The following is a 22,316-nucleotide window of genomic DNA, read 5'->3' as shown; positions in this document are numbered from 1 at the left end:
TTACGAATTACGGAGTTGTGGGTAGATTGTAAACGCGATGATCATCATTCGCGAAAATCTACTCACAACTCCGTAATTCGTAATTTGTAATTCGTAATTCTCTTTACCAGATCACTACACGGTCAGCTTCGGGTAAAACCATTTTATTGCCGGGAGCACAACCCCATGCTGCCTGGAATTCAGCCAGGTGAGGTAATGGTCCGTTGATGCGGAATCTTGCCGGTGAGTGTGGATTTGTCTGGATCTGATTGCGCAGAGCAGCATCGGTAATATTACCATGCCATACCTGTGCCCATCCCAGGAAGAAACGTTGCTGCCAGGTAAATCCATCGATAGGTTTAGGTTCGCCCTTACCTTCAAAAGATTTCACCAGTGCATGATACGCCAGGGTTAAACCACCCAGATCGGCTACGTTTTCACCAATGGTCAAAGCACCATTTATTTTGAAGCCAGGTAAAGCTTCCAGTGTGCTGAAGTAATCGATGTAACGTTTGGTGAGCTTATCGAAGTTTTTGCGATCAGCTTCTGTCCACCAGTTTTTCAGGTTGCCTTCTGCATCAAACTGAGAACCCTGATCATCGAAACCATGGGTAAACTCGTGACCTATTACAGCAATGATGCCGCCATAGTTGATCGCATCGTCTGCATTAGGATTGTAGAAAGGAGGCTGGAGAATACCTGCAGGGAATACTACTTCGTTGTTTAAAGGATTGTAGTAGGCATTTACCGTTTGAGGAGTCATACCCCATTCGCTTCTGTCTACTGGTTTACCTATTTTTTTAATATTTTCATTGTGCTCATACAGACTTGCTGCTACTACGTTTTCCAGCAGTTTTCCTTTTTCAATATTGATAGAAGAGTAATCTTTCCATTTGTCAGGATACCCGATCTTATAAGTAAAGGAAGATAATTTTTTGTGTGCCATCAGTTTGGTAGAATCGCCCATCCAGGTGAGTTTGTCGATTCTTTCGCCATATACTTTGCGCACGTTTTCGATCATTTCAGATACTTTCTGTTTGCTGCTTTCAGGGAAGTATTTCTTGGCGAACAGTTTGCCCAATGGCATACCCATTTTGCCATCTGTAGAACGGATAGCGCGTTCGGCGCGGGTTTTCTGTGCTTTCTTACCGGTCATAACCGTACCAAAGAAATGAAAATTTTCTGTATCAAAAGACGCAGGTAAATAACCGGCAAATTGGGTGAGCAACTGCCATTTGGTGTATGTTTTCAGTGTTTCTATCGGGATGGTCTTCAGCAGACTGGCTGCTTTGGTCAGATATTCTTTGTTCTGAAGAACAATAGTATCTGTTTTAATGTCCTGTTTGGCAGCGAAGTTATCCCAGTCGAAATCCGGGGCCAGTTTTTTCAGGTCAGCATAAGCGGATCTGTTGTAGGTTTTAACCGGATCGCGGAGCTCTACATTGGAGAGTTGTATATTCGCCAGTTTGGTTTCGAAATCGAGCACTGTTTTACCAGGATTAGCTTCTGTGAAGCCTGCCAGCTTAAACATTTTGTCTACGTGCGACAAGAATTCGTTGCGTACATTTTTGGTAGCAGAATCCTGTCTTTCGTAATAGCTCTTTTCGCCGAGGCTTAAACCACTTTGTCCCTCGTATAGTACATTCATTTTACTGTCTTTCGCATCTGCATCCGCACCGAATCCGGTAAAGGAGGATACGCCGATTTTCTGCAGTTCGCCGGTTACGCTGGCCCAGTCAGCCAGTGATTTGATGCCATTAATTTTATCCAGGTAAGGCTGGAGGGGTGTGATGCCGCGTTGCTCAATGGTAGCGGTATCAAGAAAAGACGAGTAATAATCTGCGATCTGTTGTTCTTCTGTACCTTTTTTCAGGTCTGTTTTGCTGGTGATGTCAGCAATAATTCCTTTGAGGCGTACTTCCTTGTTTTCTTTATCGAGGATATTGAATGCTCCCCAGCCACTTTCGGTAGATGGTATAGGATTATTCTTTTTCCAGTTTCCATTTACGTAATTGTCAAAATCATCGCAGGCTTTGGCAGTGGTGTCTATATCGGCCAGGTTAAATGCCGGCACCTTCACGGAGTCTGCTGTTTCTCCCTGGTGCGAGGAACTGTTGGAATTGCAGGCTGCAAAAGTAATCATGGCAGCCAGCAACGGTAGTTTTACCGCATTGGTTTTGTTCATATATAAAACAGGTTTAGTATTTAAAGTTATGGAAAACGGGTCATGTTGCGGCAAAGGTTTTTTATGAACGGCAATCTCCGCCGTGGTGGTGCAGCGGATCAATTCCGATAATCTCTAAATAATTAGGTAGGTTTGTGTTACGTAAATTAAGATATAGATGGATTTCAGGTTTAAATTGTACAGAATCACAACAGCACTAGCATTGATGATATCTGGTTTTTCTGCATTTACGGGTCTTTCCGTAATGCTGTACCAGGGGATTAATACTCCCTCTTTACTGGGGTTGTTGCTGTGGGGCGCCTGTTTCATTCATAGCGTTTTATCCTTATATCTGCAGCGCAGTCTGTTGATACCGGAATTGCCCCTGAAAGAAAATACACCAGGTGGGATCCGTATCATGGGGGTGATAGAATTGTTCTTTTCTTCTTTAATAGTAGTGGCGGGACTGGCATTGATCAGTTTACCGGACAATATTATCAAGGACCTGAAGGCGATGTTACCATCTCCGGAAGAACAAAAGGCCATTACACGTCAAAGTGTACAGATTTTAGGGGGAATTTGCCTTTTTATGGGCATTACCCTGTTGTTGAATGCGATTTTGTCTTTCCGCTACCTGCGTCAATGGCAGGAAAAGCAACAGCACATTGATATAGCAGAAGAGGAGCCAGAAGCAGAATAAAAAATATCGGGTATGGAAAAGCGGGAAATAGCCAACAGAGACGACATACAATCATTGATTGATAGTTTTTATGAGAAAGTGAAAGCCGATGAACTGATCGGTTTTATTTTTAATGATGTGGCAAAAGTTGACTGGCCGCATCATCTGCCCATTATGTATGATTTCTGGGAAAGCCTGTTACTGGATGGTAGCAACTATGGCCGGAACGCCATGGATCCTCATTTTAAACTGAATAAGCTGGTGCCGCTGCAGCCGGAATATTTTGACCGCTGGCTGGAGTTGTTTGAAGCTGCTGTAACCACCCTTTTTACAGGAGAAAAGGCTACCCTGGCCATTACCCGTGCCAGGTCCATCAAGGAAATTATGGCATTTAAAATGAACCAGATCAATCATCCTGGCACCGACAAAAATATCCCGCTCGTTAACCCGGGCAATCACCAATAAAACAATAAGTGTAGTATGCAACCATTAGCGGAGCGGTTAAGACCGGTAACGTTGGATGAACTGGTGGGGCAGGAACATCTTACCGGCAAGGACAGTATTTTAAGAAAAGCGATCGCGCAAGGCATGATCCCTTCGATGATTTTGTGGGGTCCTCCGGGTGTTGGTAAAACTACGATTGCCAATATCATTGCGCATACACTACAGGTACCTTTTTACACTCTCAGCGCCATTTCGGCTGGTGTGAAAGAAGTGAGGGAAGTGATTGAGATGGCAAGAAGACAGCAGCATGCGGTGTTGTTTATTGATGAAATTCACCGTTTTAATAAATCCCAGCAGGATGCCTTGTTAGGTGCCGTAGAAAAAGGTATCATCACCCTCATTGGTGCTACCACCGAAAACCCTTCCTTCGAAGTAAATGCGGCGGTATTATCACGCAGCCAGGTATATGTACTCAAGCCACTGGGCAACGATCAGTTAATGACATTGTTGCAACAGGCTATGGAACGCGATGAATGGTTGCGCAGCAAAAACATTGAATTAAAAGAAACCACCGCCCTGTTTAATATTTCAGGGGGAGATGCCCGCAAACTGCTTAACCTGTTTGAACTGGTAATGACCACTCTCCAGGAAGATCCGATCGTGATTACAGATAAGAAAGTAATGGATATTGCGCAGCAGCGGGTAGCCATTTACGATAAAAGCGGGGAACAACATTATGATATCATTTCCGCTTTTATTAAATCTATTCGTGGCAGTGATCCGAATGCAGCATTATACTATCTCGCCAGAATGATTGATGGCGGAGAAGATGTGAAATTCATTGCACGCCGGTTAGTAATCCTGGCATCAGAAGATATCGGCAATGCCAATCCCAATGCGCAGTTGCTGGCTACCAGTTGTTTTCAGGCTGTCAACCTGATAGGTTACCCGGAATCAAGAATCATCCTCTCGCAATGTGTTACTTATCTCGCGGCTTCTGCTAAAAGCAATGCTGCTGTTACGGCCATCAGCGCAGCACAATCGATCGTTGCCAAAACCGGTGATCTGCCTGTGCCGATGCATATCAGGAACGCCCCTACGAAAATGATGAAGCAGATGGGATATGGAGATGGATATGCATACGCACACAGCTACGAGAATAATTTTGTAGTGCAGGAGTTTCTGCCTGATGCAATTAAAGGAACGAAGTTCTATGAACCAGGGAATAACCCGCGGGAAGAAGAGTTGCGGAAGTATCTGAAGAATTTGTGGAAGGAGAAATATAATTATTAGAGAATTACGAATTAGAAATTACGAATTACGGATTTGTGGGTAGATCGTAAACGCGGATGTTGTTCAATACTATCTACCCACAAATCCGTAATTCGTAATTTCTAATTTACTCCCGCTCCTTATCTAAAATTTCAAATGTTTGTTCTACTCTTTCCCCATTCTCATCTACTAACGTAATCGTATGTTTTCCTGCTGCAGGGTGTAATGCCATCTGATGAAACTCAGCGGTGGTGCCAATAAAGTTATTGTCCAGGTGCCAGAATATTTTAGCGGAGCTGTTACGGTGTGTGGCCGTAAAGATCGTTTGACCGGGTTTTCCATCAATTTCTACGGGTACAAATATTCTCGCACCTGGTCGTGGATAAATCAGTTCCATGGGTGCTTTATCCTGCCCGAGTGATGCCAGGCACTCCGGTTTGTACGGCGGTAGCTGCTGATAATAATTTTTACTGCGATAATAATATTCCTGAGAAGGCGGTAATACAAACCAGGATTTATGCTGCATAAATTGCGGCGACTCACAGCTTTCTGTAACGCGCCACTGGCCTGTTCTGTCGAGGTGGATTAACTGGTGATATGGACAGATACCTGCCCGCATACCTGCTGCCGGCACATATATAGAATCTCTTTCTTCACATAATTCACTGGCACGGAAGCCGCTTTTACGGCAGACTTCTATCTTTTTCATTTGGGCATAAGGGGTGTTAAACCATCCGCTGGTATGCAATAAGCGGAATACATCAAACAATATGGGCGCTGCGGTAGACACGCCAATCAGTCCGGGGCGACCTTCCCCATCGGCATTACCCACCCATACACCTACCACGTATTGCGGTGTAACGCCAATAGCCCATCCATCGCGAAAGCCAAAGCTGGTACCTGTTTTCCAGGCAACACGCTGTGAGGAAGAGAATTGCTGCCATAGTAATTCTTCCCCTGGCCGCATCACTTCTGTCATCGCCTGAAAGGCATACCAGATAGATCCTGCATCCAACAGCCCATCTTTGCTCAGCCCATATTTCGAAGGACGTTGAATATTCTGCCGATAGTTAGGTGGATGGATATCATCCATATCGTATTTCCCTTTGTATTGTTCCATGTGCAGCAACGTGCGGGCCATGCTGGCATACATACCACACATTTCCCACAGTGTAGTTTCTCCCCCACCCAGGATCAATGACAGGCCGTAATGGTCTGCCGGTTTATTGAGTGTAGTAATCCCCATTTTCTGTAATAAGGAATGGAACCGTTCGTAGCGGTACTGTTGCAACATGCGTACGGCTGGTATATTCAATGACCTTGCCAGCGCACGGGATGCCGGCACAGCACCGTCATAACCCAGATCGAAATTTTGCGGGGAGTACCCGGCAATTTGTGTGGGGATATCGGGAATCAGGGTATTAGGGAGTATCAGACCATCATTCAGCATGGCGGCATACAGCACCGGTTTCAGGGTGCTGCCGGGACTCCTTCTTGCCTGCACAATATCTACGTGGCTTTCCAGCTCCGGGTCGGAAGGATTATAGATATTGCCAACATAAGCGAGGGTGTTACCGGTTTCTACATCCAGCACCAGGACAGCGGCATTGTTAATGCCATTGGCTTTGTAAGCGTTATGATATCGTTCTGCAATGGCAGTGGCGTTGTGTTGCAGGTCGGCCACCACTGTGCTTTGAATGCGGGTAGGAGCATCTGATTTTTGTTGCAGGTGTTCTTTACGGAAAAGGTCTAGTAAATGCGGTGCTTCCTGGGGCAGCGGCAAAGGTTGATTTGGCAAGGGTTCCAGTTTGGCCAGCTGGCAGGTAATGCTATCGATGGTATGTTGATGATATAATTTCGTCAGCAGCTGATTACGTTTATTCAACAACGTTACCCTGTTGCGACCCGGGTGCACGAGCGCAGGACTATTTGGAAGAACGGCCAGGGCAGCCATTTCTCCCCATGATAACAAATCTGCTTTACGGCCATAGTAACGCCAGGCTGCCGCCTCCAGTCCTACTACGTTGCCGCCGAAAGGCGCATTGGCAGCATATAAAGCAATGATCTTCTTTTTGGATGCAGCAAACTCCAGCCGGGTGGCTAATACTCCTTCCACCATTTTTTGCCAGATATTGCGGGGTTGATTGCGCGACAGGCGTATCACCTGCATGGTTAATGTGCTGCCACCACTCACTACTTTCTTGCCCCGTATATTTTGGTTAATAGCCCTGGCGATCGCAATAGGATCCAGGCCCCAGTGATAATAAAATCGCTTGTCTTCATAAGCAACAATACATTGCTCAAATTTCTGCGGTACATGTGCGTTGTAGGGAAAGCGCCACTGTCCATCCGGAGCTATACTGGCATTGAGCAAATCACCGTTGCTGTCTTCCAGCACATAGGAAGTGGCAGCCGTGAAAAGCTGTTTGGGTAAACAACAATAATATGCGATGAGGAGAATGCCTGCTGCTGTCAGCCACCATTTCTTTTTAAGGCACCATTGTTTGAGTGTATATAGCTTCATCGGGGAATCCGGGTAATAATTTTGTGTGTTCAAAGATAGGGTTAACTTTATAAGTGATGCCCATTGGCAAAAAGTTATTTGTCCCCATCGGAAAAGTTCAATCGTTGTAAGGATGAATCAACAAACTTATTATCATGAAAGAGTTCATATTAATTTTCAGAAACAGCAAGGATTCTCACGACAATCCATCACCAGAACAACTACAGGAAAGGATGAACTGGCTGGGAAGTATTGCTGCCCAGAATAAGCTGGCCGACAAAGGAAACCGCCTGTCTGCCAGCAGTGCTAAAACGGTGAAACCCAACGATGTGGTAACAGATGGTCCTTATACAGAAATCAAGGAGTTTATCAGTGGGTACATGATTGTAAAGGCGGGGTCTATTGAAGAAGCCGTTGAATTAGCCAAAGGCAACCCGGTGTTAAAAATGGGCGGAAATGTGGAAGTACGGGCCATATTAGCACCAGGAGAGAAAAGTTAAGCGGATGGCAGAAAAGGCCGCCACATACCAGGAGCTTTTGCCTCACTTATTCAGATTGGAGTATACCAAGATGACGGCTGTATTATGCCGTCATTTTGGCCTGAAACATATGGAGATCGCTGAAGACATTGCCAGCGAAACATTTTTAAAAGCTGCGGAGGCATGGGGCGTAAATGGTATTCCTGAAAACCCAACTGCCTGGCTTTATACGGTTGCAAAAAACAAAACCAAAGACTATCTCAAGCGGATTTCTATTTTTGAAACACATATCAAGGGCGCCATTACAACAACGGATATTGAAGCGGAACCCGATTTTGAATTTACTCCGCAAACTATTACAGATAGCCAGCTGGCAATGATTTTTGCGGTGTGTAATCCCAGCAACTCAAAAGAATCGCAGATCTGTTTAGCCCTTCAGATTCTTTGTGGTTTTAGTGTAGAAGAAATAGCAGATGCATTTCTTACTAAAAAAGAAACGATCAAGAAAAGGCTGTTGAGGGCAAGGGCCAATCTCCGCGATGATAATTTTCAGGTTAAGGTGTTGGAAGCTACTACAATGGCGTCAAGACTGGATACTGTTTTGAGAACTTTATACCTGTTGTTTAATGAAGGATATTTTTCTACTTCCAATAATCACTCCATCCGCAAAGACCTTTGTTCAGAAGCGATGCGGCTTACACTTATTTTAACAGAAAGCACATTGGTCAATACTACAGCAGCCAATGCACTACTGGCTTTGATGTGCTTTCAGAGTTCCCGTCTCGACGCAAGGGAGAATGATTCGGGAGAAGCTATTTTGTATGAGCAGCAGGATAAAAGTTTGTGGAGTAAAGAATTGATTGAGAAAGGAAATTATTACCTGGTCAATGCCTGCACCGGGAATGATATATCAAAATACCATCTGGAGGCAGGCATTGCCTATTGGCATACTACTCCCACGGATGAACGTAAATGGGAGCATATTTTACAACTATATAATCAACTTGTCCAGATAGAATACTCTCCTATGACTGCGCTGAACAGAACATTTGCTTTTGCAAAAGTTTATGGGAGCGAACAGGGGATAAAAGAGGCAGAAAAACTGCAGCTGATGGAACATGATTATTACTACGCGCTACTGGCTTACCTATGGACCGATACAGATACTGATAAAGCCATCGGCTATTATCATAAAGCGATCACCCTCAGCAAATCTGTAACCACACAAAAAACGCTTAGAAAAGCCATTGAGGAACTTCAGGGGACGAGGCTTCCGGATGACGGTGAATGATGGGAAAATCGATATACCCGGTATCGCCTCCTTCATAAAAGATATTGGCATCGGCTTCGGTTAATGGTGTATTGTGACGGAATCTTTCCACCAGGTCAGGATTCCCTATAAAAGGTTTACCGTAGGCAATAAGGTCCGCCAGATCCGCTTGTAACAAGGTTTCGCCGGAATCGGCTGTTTGTCCGCCTGCCACTATTAACAGGTTATGGAAGCGTTGGCGTACCTCCCGGATATAAGCCGTAGATATACTTGGCAATCCATTCAGCGGTTGGCTGGACAGGTGGATATACAATATACCTAATTGCTGTAAGGCATCGGTGATATACTGATGGGTAGCCGCTTCCTCTACATAGGCCGGTAAATCATTGAGTACCGCGAAAGGAGATAATCTGATGCCGGTGCGTTCCTTGCCGATAGCGGCTGTCACACCTTCCATGATTTCCAGCAGGAATCGGCTGCGGTTAGCGATGCTACCACCGTATTCATCTGTTCTCAGGTTGGTGAGGGGATGCAGGAACTGTTCCGGAAGAAAGCCATGTGCACCATGTATTTCCACTCCATCAAAACCGATAGCTATGGCGGCAATAGCGGCCTGGATATGTGCGTCTACCATCGCTTTTACGCCGGCAGTGCTTAATACTTCCGGTTCCGGCATCGGGTGATGCTCATTTCCGGGCGTGCGGATGTTTTCTTCCGCTTTCAGGGAAGATGCACCTACCAGTGGTGCGCCTCCTTCCTGGTTCAGCGGATGTCCTATCCGGCCGGTGTGGACCAGTTGCACAAATATTTTTCCGCCCCTGGCGTGTACTTCGTCTACTACTTTTTTCCAGGCAGCTTTTTGCGCTGCATTATAAATGCCTGGTGCATTCAGATAGCCGAGACCGTTAGCCGCAACGGCACTGTTTTCGGCTATGATTAAACCGGCGCCCGCTCTTTGTCCGTAATATAATGGTGCTGAAGGGCTGGGAATACCCTGGTCCGAGCGGCGTCTGCTCATAGGAGCCATCACTACCCGGTTTTTAAAGGTGAATAAAGGGGTAACAAGCGGCGACAATAACTTTTCTCTCGTATTCATGATCTATTGTGATTTTCTGATGACAAAATTACGCGGGGCAGTCACGGCAGAACAGTGATAAAGAGAGGTTTCTTTTGTAATTTTACAGGTTACCGGGCATAAGGTGGGATACCTGTCTTGTGCACCGCATGATGGATGCAGTCCGTATACATCATTTGTAAAGGCAATCAATTATGGAGCGTAAAGAGTTGCACCGTCCGTTTGAGGTACATGTATCAGATATGGAATGCTGGAAAGAGCGTCCGTTGATTTATCATTTCTTCGAGATTGTACAAATCCTGGAAGGGAGCGGTGTGCGCACAACCAACCTGAATGATTTTCCTTACGAAAAGGGAAGCATCTTTCTCTTTACACCGCTGGATTGCCGCGGATTTAATGCCACTACTCCTACGCGCTTCTGCTCTATCCGTTTCTCGGAGGTTTTCCTTGGACAGTATAAAAATGCACCTGACCGCGCAAGGATTGTTCAATGGCTCAAGCAACTGGAACATATCTTTTCTCACCATAACCGTTTTCAGCGGCTGTTAGTAAAAGATGCAGGTGATTGTCAGATGATTAGCTCGCTGATTAATAATGTGGTGCAGGAGTATCAGCAGAAGCAGGCTTATCATGAAGAGAACCTGCAGCATTTTGTGACCCTGTTGCTGAATATCCTGGCCCGCAATGCGTCCGACAATACAAATGCCGGCACCACTGCTACCGGTCAGGAAACAGAGCCACTGATTAACCGGATGCTGTTGCATATCAGGCAACATATCAGTGATGCGGAAAAATTAAGAGTGGATTATCTCGCTGGTCACTTCAATCTCTCTGCAAATTATGTAGGCGAGTATTTCAGGAAACTTACGGGCGAAAGTTTACAGCATTATATTACGCAGTATAAAATAAATATGGTGCAGCAACGCCTGGCTTTCAGCACGCTTACCGTCAGCCAGATTGCGGGAGAACTGGGCTTTACCGATGAAAGCCATTTAGGGCGACAGTTCAGGAAACATAGCGGAGTGAGTCCGCTGGAATACCGGAAAAATGCCCGTCCGGTAGGAAATCAGTAATAACGCTGCCCAATTGTATGTTCCGCTTACTAATAGGTCGATCATGAAAGCACCGGGATGATTCTTCTTCTGTTTTTAAATTTTTTAAGATATATTTTGTACCAATTGGTAAAATATATATCTTTATGCCAGAAAACTAATACAGATGATACACAAACCAAACTACCCGCAATAACTACATCATATATCCGCTAACACTTTTTTTTACTTATTATTGTACCAAATAGTACAAAATTTAACACAAATGAAAACACTTACTACTACCAGCGTTTTATACAAAACAGTTACTGTTAACAACCTCGACATTTTTTACCGGGAAGCAGGGCCCGCAGATGCACCGGTGATATTGCTTTTACACGGCTTTCCTTCCACCTCTCATATGTACAGGGATCTTATTCATGACCTGGCGGACAGGTACCACGTGATAGCTCCCGACTATCCTGGATTTGGCCAGAGCAGCATCCCTGCATTAACAGCATTCGACTATACTTTCGATAACCTGGCAGTGGTGATGGAGCAGTTTATTGATGCCCTTGGCTTAACAAAATTCACCTGGTATTTGCAGGATTATGGCGGTCCTATTGGTTTCCGCATTATCACTAAAAGACCAGAGCTGGTAGAAGCCCTGGTGATACAAAATGCCAATGTGTATAATGAAGGGCTAGGACCGGATGTACAGATCATAGGAACACTGCAACATGATGAAAAAGCTTTGCTGGCAGCGATCGCAGATAAATTAACGCTGCCAAGGATTAAGGAAGAACATGTGTTTGGCGCAGCTAACCCGGAACGCGTGAGCCCGGACAGCTATGAGCTGGCGCATTTTTATATGGCCAGACCTGGTGTAGAAGAAATACAGATCGCACTGTTTCAGAACTACGGTACCAATTTCCCGAAATACCCGGAATGGCAGCAGTATTTGCGCACACAGCAGCCGCCTGTACTGGTAGTGTGGGGTAAAAACGACAAGATCTTCACCTGGCCTGGTGCAGAAGCATATAAAAGAGATGTAGAAAATGCAGAAGTCCATCTACTGGATGGTGGCCATTTTGTACTGGAAGAATATCATGAAGAAGTAGCTGCATTGATGCATGATTTTTTAAGAAAATTATAATCACCTAAAATATTGAGGTATGTCTGACACTAAAATTGCCATTAACGGCTTTGGAAGAATTGGAAGATTGTTTTTTCGTGAAATATACAATCAGGAAGGCATTGAAATAGTGGCGATCAACGATTTAACAAGTCCTGCTGTATTAGCACACCTGCTGAAGTATGACACTGCTCAGGGTCGATTTGAGGCAACAGTAACCGCAACTGCAGATGCGATACAGGTAAACGGAAAAGAAATAAAGATTTATGCAAAAAGAAATCCTGCTGAAATCCCCTGGGGACAACATGCAGTAGATGTAGTACTGGAAAGTACCGGTTTCTTTACTGATAAAAATACGGCGGCGGCTCATATTGAAGCAGGCGCCAAAAAAGTAGTCATCTCTGCACCTGCTACAGGTGATATTAAAACCATTGTGTATAATGTTAACCACGCTACCCTCGATGGTACAGAAACTATTATCAGCTGTGCTTCCTGTACCACCAACTGCCTGGCTCCTATGGCACAGGTGCTGGACGATACATTTGGTATTGTAAATGGGTTGATGACTACCATACACGCCTATACGAACGATCAGAATATTCAGGATGCCCCTCATGCTAAAGGAGATCTGAGACGCGCCAGAGCAGCGGCACAAAGTATTATTCCTACCAGCACCGGCGCGGCGAAAGCAATCGGTTTGGTATTGCCCGGTTTAAAAGGTAAACTGGATGGTACTTCACAACGGGTACCGGTGATAGCCGGATCACTCACCGAATTAACAGTTACCCTTAACAAAAAGGTAACAGTGGATGAAGTGAATGCCGCCATGAAAGCCGCCGCCAATGAGAGCTTCGGATATAACACCGATGAAATAGTGAGTAGTGATGTGATTGGTATCAACTATGGTTCTCTCTTTGATGCTACACAAACAAAAGTATTATCAGCCGGAGAACAACAGATTGTGAGAGTGGTGAGCTGGTACGATAATGAGATGAGTTATGTATCGCAGTTAGCAAGGACCGTAAGGTATATCGGAGAAGCTTTTAGCCATTAGCCATTAGCTGTTAGCAAAAATGCAGCGGAGAACATACTATGTCCCTCGCTGCATTTTTGCTAACAGCTAATGGCTAACAGCTAAAAGCTACTTCACTACTTCCACCCATTTACCTGGCTGGAAAGCATGAATGGTATTATCATACATCGCTTCGCAGGAGGTAGCCGGCAGATAGTACCTGCCCAGGTAAGCGGCGTTCAGCAGTACGTTATAAGTACGCCGTTTGTTTTCTTCAATGTTGAAATAAGTATAAACCCTGTCATCACGGATATCCATATACGTAGATGGGGAAGAATGGAAAGCGCTATCATTATCCATTAACCGGGTATTGAGGATTTCCCATCCGGACGGGAAGATCTGAGATAACGCCATCTGTTCGTAGTAACCGCGTTTACCCGGGTTATTGATGGTCACCGTAGCCATGAAGTCACTGCCTTGTCTGAGGGTAGCCGGGTCAATTGGTTTACCATCACGGGTGCTGTAGCTTACCTGCATACCCAATACATCGGGGTTGTTGCTGGCTACCGGTTCCTGACCGGCATCCGGTTGTCCCTGGAGAATGAGTCTTACATATAGTAAGTTCTGTCCGTTATTCTGGATGCTGATATTGCCCGTATTACCGCTGAAGGTAATTGGTATCTGCGTAACGAAAGATTGGCCGTTTACAGTGCCTTTAACGCCGTTTAACGTATAGGCAAAGCTTATTTTGCTGCCACCTTTGTTTTCTCCACAGTATTTGGCAATGGCAATCAGGGAATAGGCGGTGGTTTGTGTGCTGTACCACTGATCGTTTTGAGACAACTGCGCTGCAATTTGTTTTACCATTTCGCCGGCACGGTTGCGTTGGCCCAGGATGGTAATCGTTTCCAGTATCATCGCCTTATCGCGCAGATCGGAACCAAAGGTACCTCCTAATTGCGTGTATGGTTTTACGTCTGTAGGCAGATTCTGTACCAGCGAATTTGCCACTTCCGGTTGTCCGGACAGCTTGTAGGCCGCTGCCAGTCTCCATTTGGCAGGAGCAGATAAGTATTTGAATTCCTTTAAACGGTTCATCGCACCTAACTCCGGCGACTTAGCCAGTGCCAGCAGGTACAAACGATAAGCCTGTGTAAGGTCTCCACCGTAGAAGTTCAATGTGCTCGGCGCCCAGGTACCGGCTTTATTGCGCTGGTATTTTTTCCACTGATCCAACAGTCCCGGAGGCAATGTATAACCTTTAGCCTGCGCCTCTATGAGGAAATGGCCGCCGTAGTTGGTCCCCCACTCATCAGAGTTACCTTCTCCCGGCCAGTAGCTGAAACCACCGTCAGAAGTCTGGAAGCTCTTCAGGCGATTGATACCTGCTTTTACATTACGGTCTATTTCTGCCAGCTGACCTTCTTTTACATCCATCAGCTGATTCAACACCAGCTGCGGGAATACGCCCGAAGTAGTTTGTTCAATACAGCCATGCGGATATTCTATGAGGTAGCGTAAACGCTTGCCCAGGTTGAGCGATGGAATAGTGGATACTTCCAGTACGCCGCTGTTGGTACCTGCCATGCCAACGGGGCTGAAGGCCGATTCCCAGCTCCTGTTACCTTCCAGTGTATTTTCAATGATATTGGTAATCACTGGATTTGGATTACGCACATTCAGTTCTATATTTTCTTCTGCTCTTTCTGCGCCACTGCTGGCCACTACTTTTATTTTAGCAACACCTGTTTGTGGTCTTACTTTTACATCAAAGTAAACCAGCTGTTCTCCCGGCTGTGTGAAGGTGACTGTTTTAGTACGCTCACCCACTATTTCCAGCAAAGGACTGGTGCTGATGGTAACGCTGGCACTACGGATATTAGGTTCCAGGCCAAATACGGTGACAGGCACCTGTATGGTTTCTGATGGTCCCAGTACACGCGGCGCTGTAGTGAGCAACATCAACGGTTTCTTGACTGCTACTGCTTTTTCTGCAAAGCCATAGGCGCCGTCCTGACCGGCTACTACCATTGCTTTTACAGAGCCGATATATGGCGGCAGCTTGAATTTATGTGTTTGTTTTTGTCCTGTTTTCAGGTAGAAAGGACCCATATATTTCACTACGGGCTTGAAGCGGTTGGCTTTGGCGCTACCAGCATTTTTATCCAGCCCTTCATCACCACCAATGCTCAGGATACGATCCATATCTGCGCCCCAGGCGCCTATTACAAAGTCGTACAGATCCCATGTTTTTACGCCCAGTGCTTCTCTGGCATAGAAGGCGCTATGTGGATCCGGTGTTTTAAAGCGGGTAAGATCCAGCAAGCCTTCATCTACAATCGCGATGGTGTATGTCATCGGTTTACCATTGCTTTCGCTCACGGATATACTGGCTTCTGTTTCAGGCTTCAGCTTATCCGACATGGTGATCACCGGTTTCAGAATGGTACCGGGATCTTCTACTGAAATCGGAATAGTACCATACATACGGATTGGCAGATCGTTCAATGTTTGCGCATGTTTTTGCAGCAAACTAACGTTCACGTATATATTAGGCGTCATGTTTTTTTCCGCCTTGAATTTGAAAGTTGTTTGTCCCTGTTTGGTAGTGATCCAGTAGGTCTTTAATACTTTACTGCCGGATTCAATACTAACCAGCCCGCGTCCGCCTTCACTGCTGGGGATCGTCAGGGTAATATCATCACCGGTTTTATATTGTTGTTTGTCAGAAGTGAACACCAGCATAGATGCTTCCGCAGGGTTATCTTTCTGCATTCTTTCTGCCCAGCCTGGCCAGTCGATATATACCGATTTACCGGCGGTATGTCCGCTTTGCAGGTCTTTCACCCTTACGAGGTACCTGCCCCAGTCTGGTGAATTTACCTGGAGATTCCACTTACCCTTGCCATCCTGCAGGGTAACAGTTTCTTTGCTCAGCAGTTGATTGTAGCTGTCCTGTGTGAAGTTGGAGTAATCATCTTCTTCCCCTTCATCCCACCACCATCTCCATTTTATTTTGTATACTTCTACCTGTACTTCACGACTGCCTTTGGTGAGGTTGCCGTTGCCATCTACATCTACCAGGTCAATGGTATGAGGTCTGTCTGTGAGCAACATACCGGTGGTACGATCGCCGGCAGGCATACGTAAACCAGCGTAGGAAGTAAAGGGATTATAAGGCATGGAGAAATGATCGATACTGAAATCGCCTCCCGGCTCAAATACTTTTACTTCGAAATTAGCTTTCAGTTGTCCCGGCGCCACTTTGCCCAACTGTATATCGGCATTTACAGGCGCTGTTCCGTTCTCGTTCAGCGGACCTTCAAAAATGGTTTTATTTTCTGCATCAAAATGTGTTACCGGATCGTCAAAGGAGTAATCACCAAAGTTTTTGAAACTGGTGGTTCCCTGTACGAGTGATACATCTACTTTTGCTTTGAGATGCTGAGCGGTAGCACCAAACAGCCACATGGCCGAGAGGTTACCGGTAGAACTGCCTTTCGACAAGGATATATTATTGCCGAAATCCATTTTTATTTTAAGGCGGTTAGGCTTTACGGTTTCTATGCGTACATTTTTCTGGAAGGTGGCGCCGCCTACTTTTACTTTGGCTACCCAGCTGCCGGTAGGGTCATCCGGTGCAGTAGCAGTAGCAAAGCTGTAGAAGCCGTTCAATCCTTCATGCTGATTAATACGCTTGTATAACTGTCCTTTTGGATTGTATAATTCCAGTGTTACCGGGTGATCAGCGGGGAGTTTCTGTCCTTTGTCTTCCAGTATAAAGGTGAGATAAACAGAATCGCCGGGGCGCCATACGCCACGTTCGCCATACAGGAAGCCTTTGATACCGTTTTGTACTTCTTCTCCTTTTACATCGAAGCGGCTTAATGGCAATGAACTTCCATCATCCAGTTTGAGGTAGCCTCTTTCATTTTCTTTTTTGGCAATGAGCAGGTAAGGCTTACGTTTCAGGTCAAAGGAAGCTAAGCCTTCACCATCACTTTTAGTTTTAAAGATCACCTGGTTCTGGTAGTCGAGCAGTTCCAGTTCCACGCCTATCATGGGTTTGGTATCGCGTATATCCGTTACCGCTACTACCATGCTGTTGTCATTTCCTCTTTTGGCAATGAGGCCAATGTTGGAAGAAATAATATTGCGGGAAGCCCATTTGTCTTTGCTATAGTAAGAATTAGAGCAGGCATCATTGCGGCGGTCCCAGTTATATCCGTATGGATAGTAGCTATCGTAGCGCTGCCAGAAGGAGTCGTCATCGTCAATTTTTTCTCCGCCATAATATTCTTCTTCCCCTTCTTCCCCCTCTGAAGATACTTTATCTCCGTCTTTGGTGGTATCCGCAGAGCAGGCGGTCATGGCGTATGATTTGCGGAAACCTATGGTGATACGATAAATAGCGCCCGGTTCCGTACGTAACATCTTATCAAGATCGAGGAAGAAGCGATTTTTCTTATGCAGATTCACCGATTTATCCACATCGAGACGAATTGTTTTTTCTACTACGGGCTTGCCTACACGACGTAACTCCTGGTTGCCATCGAGGTCGTTGCGTTGCAGGTATTGTGGTACATTGTTTTCGTAAATTTTGATGATGGTAACATCTACTGCGTTGAGGTTTACGGCTTCAAACGGCATCACCAGCTTGTTACTTTCCGGCAGGATCACTCCTTTGCCCGGGATGCTGACAGATGGCAGGGTGTTTTCAAAATTTACGTTGGCACTGAATGTTTTGCCTAAGCGTTTATCCGTGATGTTGATCACGCCTTCATTCACAATTACATTATAATTTCCTTCCAGCCTGGTAGGGGTATATACGCTTACTTCACTACCATCTACCGTATAACGTAAATCGCTTTGTCCGCTGATACCAATCAGGCCTTCGAGTGTTTGTGCCATACTGATAGGATCGGAGAACTGTACCAGCAGGTGTTGTTCCGGATCAGAAAGGGCTTTGACGTCCAATACTTTAAAGTCGCCGATAGCAGGAATTTCGGTAGTGCTTTTACCGGTATTGTCTACTTTAAGGGAGGTGCCATTCCAGTTCAGCTCCAGGTTGCGGGCGATGTTGGAACGGGCAATATTAGCGATGGTAAACCGTGAGGTGCGTTCGGTGGCATTGTGTTGCCAGGTAATGGGTAGTCCTTTACCAGCATATTGTGCAGTCAGTATTTTTTCAATGGCCTGCGGATCTTCCACATCGGCGGTGTAGATGGCGCCGGTGCAGGTCATGCGGTCCAGGGTATTGTTGGTACTGGATTTCAGTCCGAAATTTTCTATAGAAAAAGATGGTTTAATGATCTTGAATTCAAAATCAAAGGCTTTCAGTTCTTTGGGAACATCGAGGATTTTGCCCAGTTTAAAAGTGGCCTGGTAGGTTTTACCGGGTTGCAGATTTTCGTCTGGTCTGAACTCAATGGTGGTAGCGTCTATCCAGTACGACTTACCCTTGATGGAAGGCGAGAATTCGAATACTTCCTTATCCAGGGGCTCGTTCTGGGTGTGCGTTACATTTGTTTGTCCGGTCAGGTGAACGCGGACAGCGCTCTGTTTGGAAATGATACCTGCGGTATATGCCTCAATATATCTGGCAAATTCCGGGTTCATTTCTTTTCGGGTGGTACGGCAACCACTGATCACAAACAGGGCGGCCATGAAAAAAAATAATGCTGCTACAGCAATAAGCCGTTTTGATGGGTGCATCAGGAATGGTGATTAGGGTGATTAACTATTAGGTGCGAATGTCGGGAAATTTATTGAATTGGGGGTTTTATGGGGATTTTGTCTTACTCACGATGACACTGATTACAATGATTTCTATTTTTTGATTTTGAAATCAAAGGCGAAATCTTCAGAATCAGTGTCATCGTGAGTAAGATAAAATCGGCTATACCATTTCGCCTTTATTCAGGCGTATGAATTTATCCACGCAATCAGGGAGTTCATCTTCATAGTGTGTTACAAAGATGAGGGTAACAGGCATATGTGCACAGAGTTGTTCTATTACTTTTTTGAAATGTAGCTTTTGTTGTGCGTCCAGTCCCTGGCAGGGTTCATCAAAAATCAGCAGGGGGGGATTTTTCACCAGGGCCCGGGCCAGCAGGGTAAGGCGTTGTGCGCTTTCTGATACCTGTTTGAACGGGTTGTTTTCGTGTGCGGAAATATTGAGTACACTCATCCAGTCGCGGGCGATCTGTTGCTGCGCCGGGGTAGCCGGTTTGGTGCTACCTATTACATCGGAGAAGCCGGAGCATACTACCTGCAGGCAGTTGTCACGGGAGGTGAAATACTGATGTAGTTCGGGTGATATGAAGCCTATTTTTTTCTTGATATCCCAGATGCTTTCTCCGGTGCCGCGTTTGCGGTCGAAGAGCCATAGCTTGTTGGCATAAGCTTGTGGGTTGTCGCCGTTTACCAGGCTGAGTAGAGTAGATTTTCCGGCGCCGTTAGGCCCCAGCAACGCCCACTTGTCGTTCGGCTTTACCGTCCAGTTGATGCCGTTTAGAATGGTGTTTTCGCCATATTTAATATGGATATCTTCCATGCGAACGATGGTGTCGAACTGGCTACTCTGGCTGTTTTGCACCAGCGCCGCTATTTTCTCTGTTTCCATTTCCGGCAGGGAAATATCCATCGGAGCTGGCAAGGGGAGCCCCATAAATTCGCTACGTGTATACTTCCCTGTTATAACAGCATTTTCTAAGGTCAGCACATGTGTAATATGATCAGGTATTTCATTGGGAGCGGTGGCCAGCAATACGGTGGTGCCGCCGGCAATGATTTCATTGATCATATGGCTGAAATCTTTACGGGCCTGTACATCCAGTCCTATATAGGGGTTATCCAGTATGAGCAGTTGTGGTTGCTGGAGGAGGGCGCGTGCAATCATTACCCGGCGGGTTTCGCCATTGGATAATTTGATGAGGCGTTTTTCCAACAGGGGGGTAATACGAAGAGGTTGCACAAGTGCAGGTACGGCTGTGATTTCCAGGTATTCCATCACGGTGGGGGAATTATCGGCATCCATGCTGTTGAAGCGTTGCTGATAATAGAAGTCGGTAGTGGTATTGGAAAGGTTCCTGAAGGTATGATGATGTCCTACCATGGCTATGAGGTTGCGATAGTTAAACCATGGATCGGTGATGGTATGCCGGCTGCAATACTCGTCATAAAAATGGTAATGGATGCTTCCATTAATGATATTGAATTTGCCGAGTAGGGTATTCAGCAGGGCGGTTTTACCTGAGCCACTGGGGCCGGTAATCGCCCATTGTTCCCCTTTATTAATCTGCCAGCTAAGGGTATCAAATAATGTTTTGTCGAGATACCTTATGGTAATATGTTCCATGGAGAGGAACGGTGTTTGCTTATCTGTCATAATTTGGACGATTGGGCTAAATATTCATCTGTCAGGGATAAAATTAGCAGTATTATTGAAAGCATCCAGTAAATTTATGGCAAATAAGAGGGTATGATTTGGAAGATAAAATCCTTTGAGGAACTTACGGTAGCAGAACTCTATGCCATCCTGCGTTTGAGAAGCGAGGTATTTATCATAGAGCAAAATTGTGCATATCAGGATCTGGACAATTCGGATCAGAAAGCATTGCATTTAATGGGCACAGATGATAGTGGTCAGCTGCTGGCTTATACCCGTATTTTTGCGCCTGGTATTAAGTATACGGAGGCATCTATTGGCAGGGTGGTTACTTCTCCTTTGGCCAGGGGGACAGGGGTTGGCAGGGAGCTGATGGAGCGTTCTATACTGGAGCTGCAGCAACATTATGGCAAAATACCTATCAAAATAGGCGCTCAGCAATATTTACAGCGTTTTTATACTTCATTGGGTTTTGAACAAACCAGTGATACTTACCTGGAGGATGGAATTCCTCACATTGAAATGTTGCGTTTATAATGCGCATGTAGCTTACTCAGGGTTAGGCTGATCATTATCAAAATCAGCATCATCCTGAGTAAGACAAACTCCTTTTATCGTTTAGGTATTTTTTTCTGCTTCACTTCCACCTTAGGTGTATGTTCCTTTAAGCGATAAAAAGGAATGACATAGGAAACAGTGTATTGTACATCAAACACTGCTCCTTTGGAGCCGTTGCCAAAACCGGGGATGACCAGTGGGGTCATCTCAGCAGTTTTTACATTGTTGATCAGGATACGTTCCCGTAAATTCCAGCCCATAAAGAAATTCTTGAAAATTTCTGCTTTCAGGCCTACCACAAGTTCTATCCAATGTGCATTTACATTTGTTTTAGGAAGACTGCCGGTGAGATGATCTCCCCAGTAGGTATTCTTGATGCTGTAGGATGGTACCTCATAGCTGAAATGGGAGAATCCATAACGGATCCCGGTATAGAACATATTTTTCTCGGAGGGGTATTGTCTTTTCAGGAAGTTATAGTCTACGCCCAGTGTTACAAATACGCCGCTGCCTTTATAGGTGTAACTGGTATCGCTATATGGTGTGCTGGCAAATCCGCCTTCGAAGGCTGCATACAGATTGCTGTTGATACGGGCATCTGCTACTACGGTGACTTCTTTTCTATATGGATAATAGATGGCGGAAACGATCCGGCTGAGGTCCAGGCCTACCCGAATGCCGCCGGGAATATACCAGGAGCTGTCTATATGGGGGACAATTAATTTCTTAGCAGTATCTGCCACCATTTTATGGGTGGTATCTGCTTTGATTGTTTTGTGTAAGCTATCCGGTTTCGCAGCTGCCGGCTTGTTTTGGGCCATAGCAGCAGCGGAGAGCAGGATACTAATTAACAAAGAAATATAAAAAAAGATGCGTGTCATTGCTGCTGGTTACGGACTTATTATTAATCGAAAGTGAATCGATGGTATGCATGGTAGTGATTACAGTATCCAGGTTAAAGTAGGTACCAAATCCACAGCCGGGAGATATAAAATGTTTCACGCGGGAATACCGGAACGTGATGGTATCTGCTACGGCCGCAGAATCTACTTTCACATAAAACCGGGCACTGTCGGCTACCGGAGACAACTGAAAGAACATATCCGATAGTGGCTGACTTCTATAGATGGTATCCCTGCCAAGTGCGTACGCCGTTACTTTAGGCATAACGGTATCCCGGAAAATATTGAGACTGTCGCGCTTAAAATGGGTATGCAGATCGTTACGCAAGGTTTGATCGCATACTTTTGTTTCATTTTCGCAGGCAACGATGCCGGCGAAAATGAAACAGGTGAGTAATATCTGGTAAATGCTTTTCATTGATT

Annotated in this window: 16 protein-coding genes; 9 read left to right on the top strand and 7 right to left on the bottom strand. The window is 45.5% G+C overall.

Annotated features, from left to right (window positions below):
• Window positions 1-103 precede the first annotated feature (103 nt).
• Window positions 104-2,164 carry a M13 family metallopeptidase gene (locus AC1DP6_RS00490; protein WP_477053122.1) on the bottom strand — a complete coding sequence of 687 codons (2,061 nt, stop codon included), beginning with the start codon at window positions 2,162-2,164 and terminating at the stop codon, window positions 104-106.
• Between the two features lie 205 nt (window positions 2,165-2,369).
• Between AC1DP6_RS00490 and AC1DP6_RS00485 the strand changes: the two genes are divergently transcribed.
• The 3 genes from AC1DP6_RS00485 to AC1DP6_RS00475 are packed head-to-tail and all read left to right on the top strand — an operon-like array spanning window position 2,370 to window position 4,559.
• On the top strand, window positions 2,370-2,843 hold the full coding sequence (locus AC1DP6_RS00485; RefSeq protein WP_477053121.1) for a hypothetical protein: 474 nt from the start codon (window positions 2,370-2,372) through the stop codon (window positions 2,841-2,843).
• Window positions 2,844-2,855: 12 nt separating this feature from the next.
• A complete protein-coding gene (locus tag AC1DP6_RS00480) occupies window positions 2,856-3,287 on the top strand; it encodes a group III truncated hemoglobin (RefSeq protein ID WP_477023339.1) in 432 nt (143 codons plus the stop codon).
• Window positions 3,288-3,302: 15 nt separating this feature from the next.
• On the top strand, window positions 3,303-4,559 hold the full coding sequence (locus tag AC1DP6_RS00475) for a replication-associated recombination protein A (RefSeq protein ID WP_477053120.1): 1,257 nt from the start codon (window positions 3,303-3,305) through the stop codon (window positions 4,557-4,559).
• A gap of 106 nt (window positions 4,560-4,665) precedes the next feature.
• Here the strand turns inward: AC1DP6_RS00475 and pbpC are convergent, their stop codons facing one another.
• Window positions 4,666-7,062 carry a penicillin-binding protein 1C gene (pbpC, locus tag AC1DP6_RS00470; protein ID WP_477053119.1) on the bottom strand — a complete coding sequence of 799 codons (2,397 nt, stop codon included), beginning with the start codon at window positions 7,060-7,062 and terminating at the stop codon, window positions 4,666-4,668.
• Between the two features lie 134 nt (window positions 7,063-7,196).
• On the opposite strand from pbpC, the gene AC1DP6_RS00465 reads away from it, so the two are divergent.
• Together AC1DP6_RS00465 and AC1DP6_RS00460 are read left to right on the top strand one after the other, a co-directional pair.
• Window positions 7,197-7,541, top strand: coding sequence for a YciI family protein (locus AC1DP6_RS00465; protein WP_441573267.1), 345 nt, complete (start codon window positions 7,197-7,199; stop codon window positions 7,539-7,541).
• Window positions 7,542-7,545: 4 nt separating this feature from the next.
• Window positions 7,546-8,811 (top strand): RNA polymerase sigma factor, encoded by a 1,266-nt coding sequence (locus tag AC1DP6_RS00460; RefSeq protein WP_477053118.1) that lies wholly within the window; start codon window positions 7,546-7,548, stop codon window positions 8,809-8,811.
• On the opposite strand, the gene AC1DP6_RS00455 is transcribed toward AC1DP6_RS00460, so the two are convergent.
• Window positions 8,756-9,886 carry an alkene reductase gene (locus AC1DP6_RS00455; RefSeq protein ID WP_477053117.1) on the bottom strand — a complete coding sequence of 377 codons (1,131 nt, stop codon included), beginning with the start codon at window positions 9,884-9,886 and terminating at the stop codon, window positions 8,756-8,758. The genes AC1DP6_RS00460 and AC1DP6_RS00455 overlap by 56 nt on opposite strands.
• A 173-nt stretch (window positions 9,887-10,059) precedes the next feature.
• Here AC1DP6_RS00455 and AC1DP6_RS00450 point away from each other — a divergent pair, with 173 nt between their 5' ends.
• The 3 genes from AC1DP6_RS00450 (at window position 10,060) to gap (ending at window position 13,085) form a co-directional block, all read left to right on the top strand.
• Entirely contained in the window at window positions 10,060-10,938 is an 879-nt protein-coding gene (locus tag AC1DP6_RS00450) for an AraC family transcriptional regulator (RefSeq protein WP_477053116.1), read from the top strand.
• A 244-nt stretch (window positions 10,939-11,182) separates the two neighbouring features.
• Window positions 11,183-12,052: an alpha/beta fold hydrolase gene (locus tag AC1DP6_RS00445; RefSeq protein ID WP_477053115.1), complete on the top strand. Its 870-nt coding sequence runs from the start codon at window positions 11,183-11,185 to the stop codon at window positions 12,050-12,052.
• Between the two features lie 19 nt (window positions 12,053-12,071).
• Window positions 12,072-13,085: a type I glyceraldehyde-3-phosphate dehydrogenase gene (gap, locus tag AC1DP6_RS00440; RefSeq protein WP_477053114.1), complete on the top strand. Its 1,014-nt coding sequence runs from the start codon at window positions 12,072-12,074 to the stop codon at window positions 13,083-13,085.
• An 87-nt stretch (window positions 13,086-13,172) separates the two neighbouring features.
• Here gap and AC1DP6_RS00435 read toward each other — a convergent pair whose 3' ends face one another.
• Together AC1DP6_RS00435 and AC1DP6_RS00430 are read right to left on the bottom strand one after the other, a co-directional pair.
• Window positions 13,173-18,758: an alpha-2-macroglobulin family protein gene (locus AC1DP6_RS00435; RefSeq protein WP_477053113.1), complete on the bottom strand. Its 5,586-nt coding sequence runs from the start codon at window positions 18,756-18,758 to the stop codon at window positions 13,173-13,175.
• A 184-nt stretch (window positions 18,759-18,942) separates the two neighbouring features.
• Complete coding sequence (locus AC1DP6_RS00430) at window positions 18,943-20,433, bottom strand: ATP-binding cassette domain-containing protein (RefSeq protein WP_477053112.1); 1,491 nt, start codon at window positions 20,431-20,433, stop codon at window positions 18,943-18,945.
• 93 nt (window positions 20,434-20,526) lie between these two features.
• Between AC1DP6_RS00430 and AC1DP6_RS00425 the strand changes: the two genes are divergently transcribed.
• Window positions 20,527-20,970: a GNAT family N-acetyltransferase gene (locus AC1DP6_RS00425; protein WP_477053111.1), complete on the top strand. Its 444-nt coding sequence runs from the start codon at window positions 20,527-20,529 to the stop codon at window positions 20,968-20,970.
• A gap of 74 nt (window positions 20,971-21,044) precedes the next feature.
• On the opposite strand, the gene AC1DP6_RS00420 is transcribed toward AC1DP6_RS00425, so the two are convergent.
• Window positions 21,045-21,872, bottom strand: a complete 828-nt coding sequence (locus AC1DP6_RS00420; protein WP_477053110.1) for a DUF6048 family protein — start codon at window positions 21,870-21,872, stop codon at window positions 21,045-21,047.
• Window positions 21,835-22,311, bottom strand: coding sequence for a DUF6452 family protein (locus AC1DP6_RS00415; protein ID WP_477053109.1), 477 nt, complete (start codon window positions 22,309-22,311; stop codon window positions 21,835-21,837). Before AC1DP6_RS00415 ends, AC1DP6_RS00420 begins: the two co-directional genes overlap by 38 nt.
• Window positions 22,312-22,316 lie beyond the last annotated feature (5 nt).

This window comes from Chitinophaga sp. 01L420 (assembly GCF_056399985.1).
Note: the sequence above shows the minus strand (reverse complement) of the source record. Positions and strands in the feature narration are given on the sequence as shown.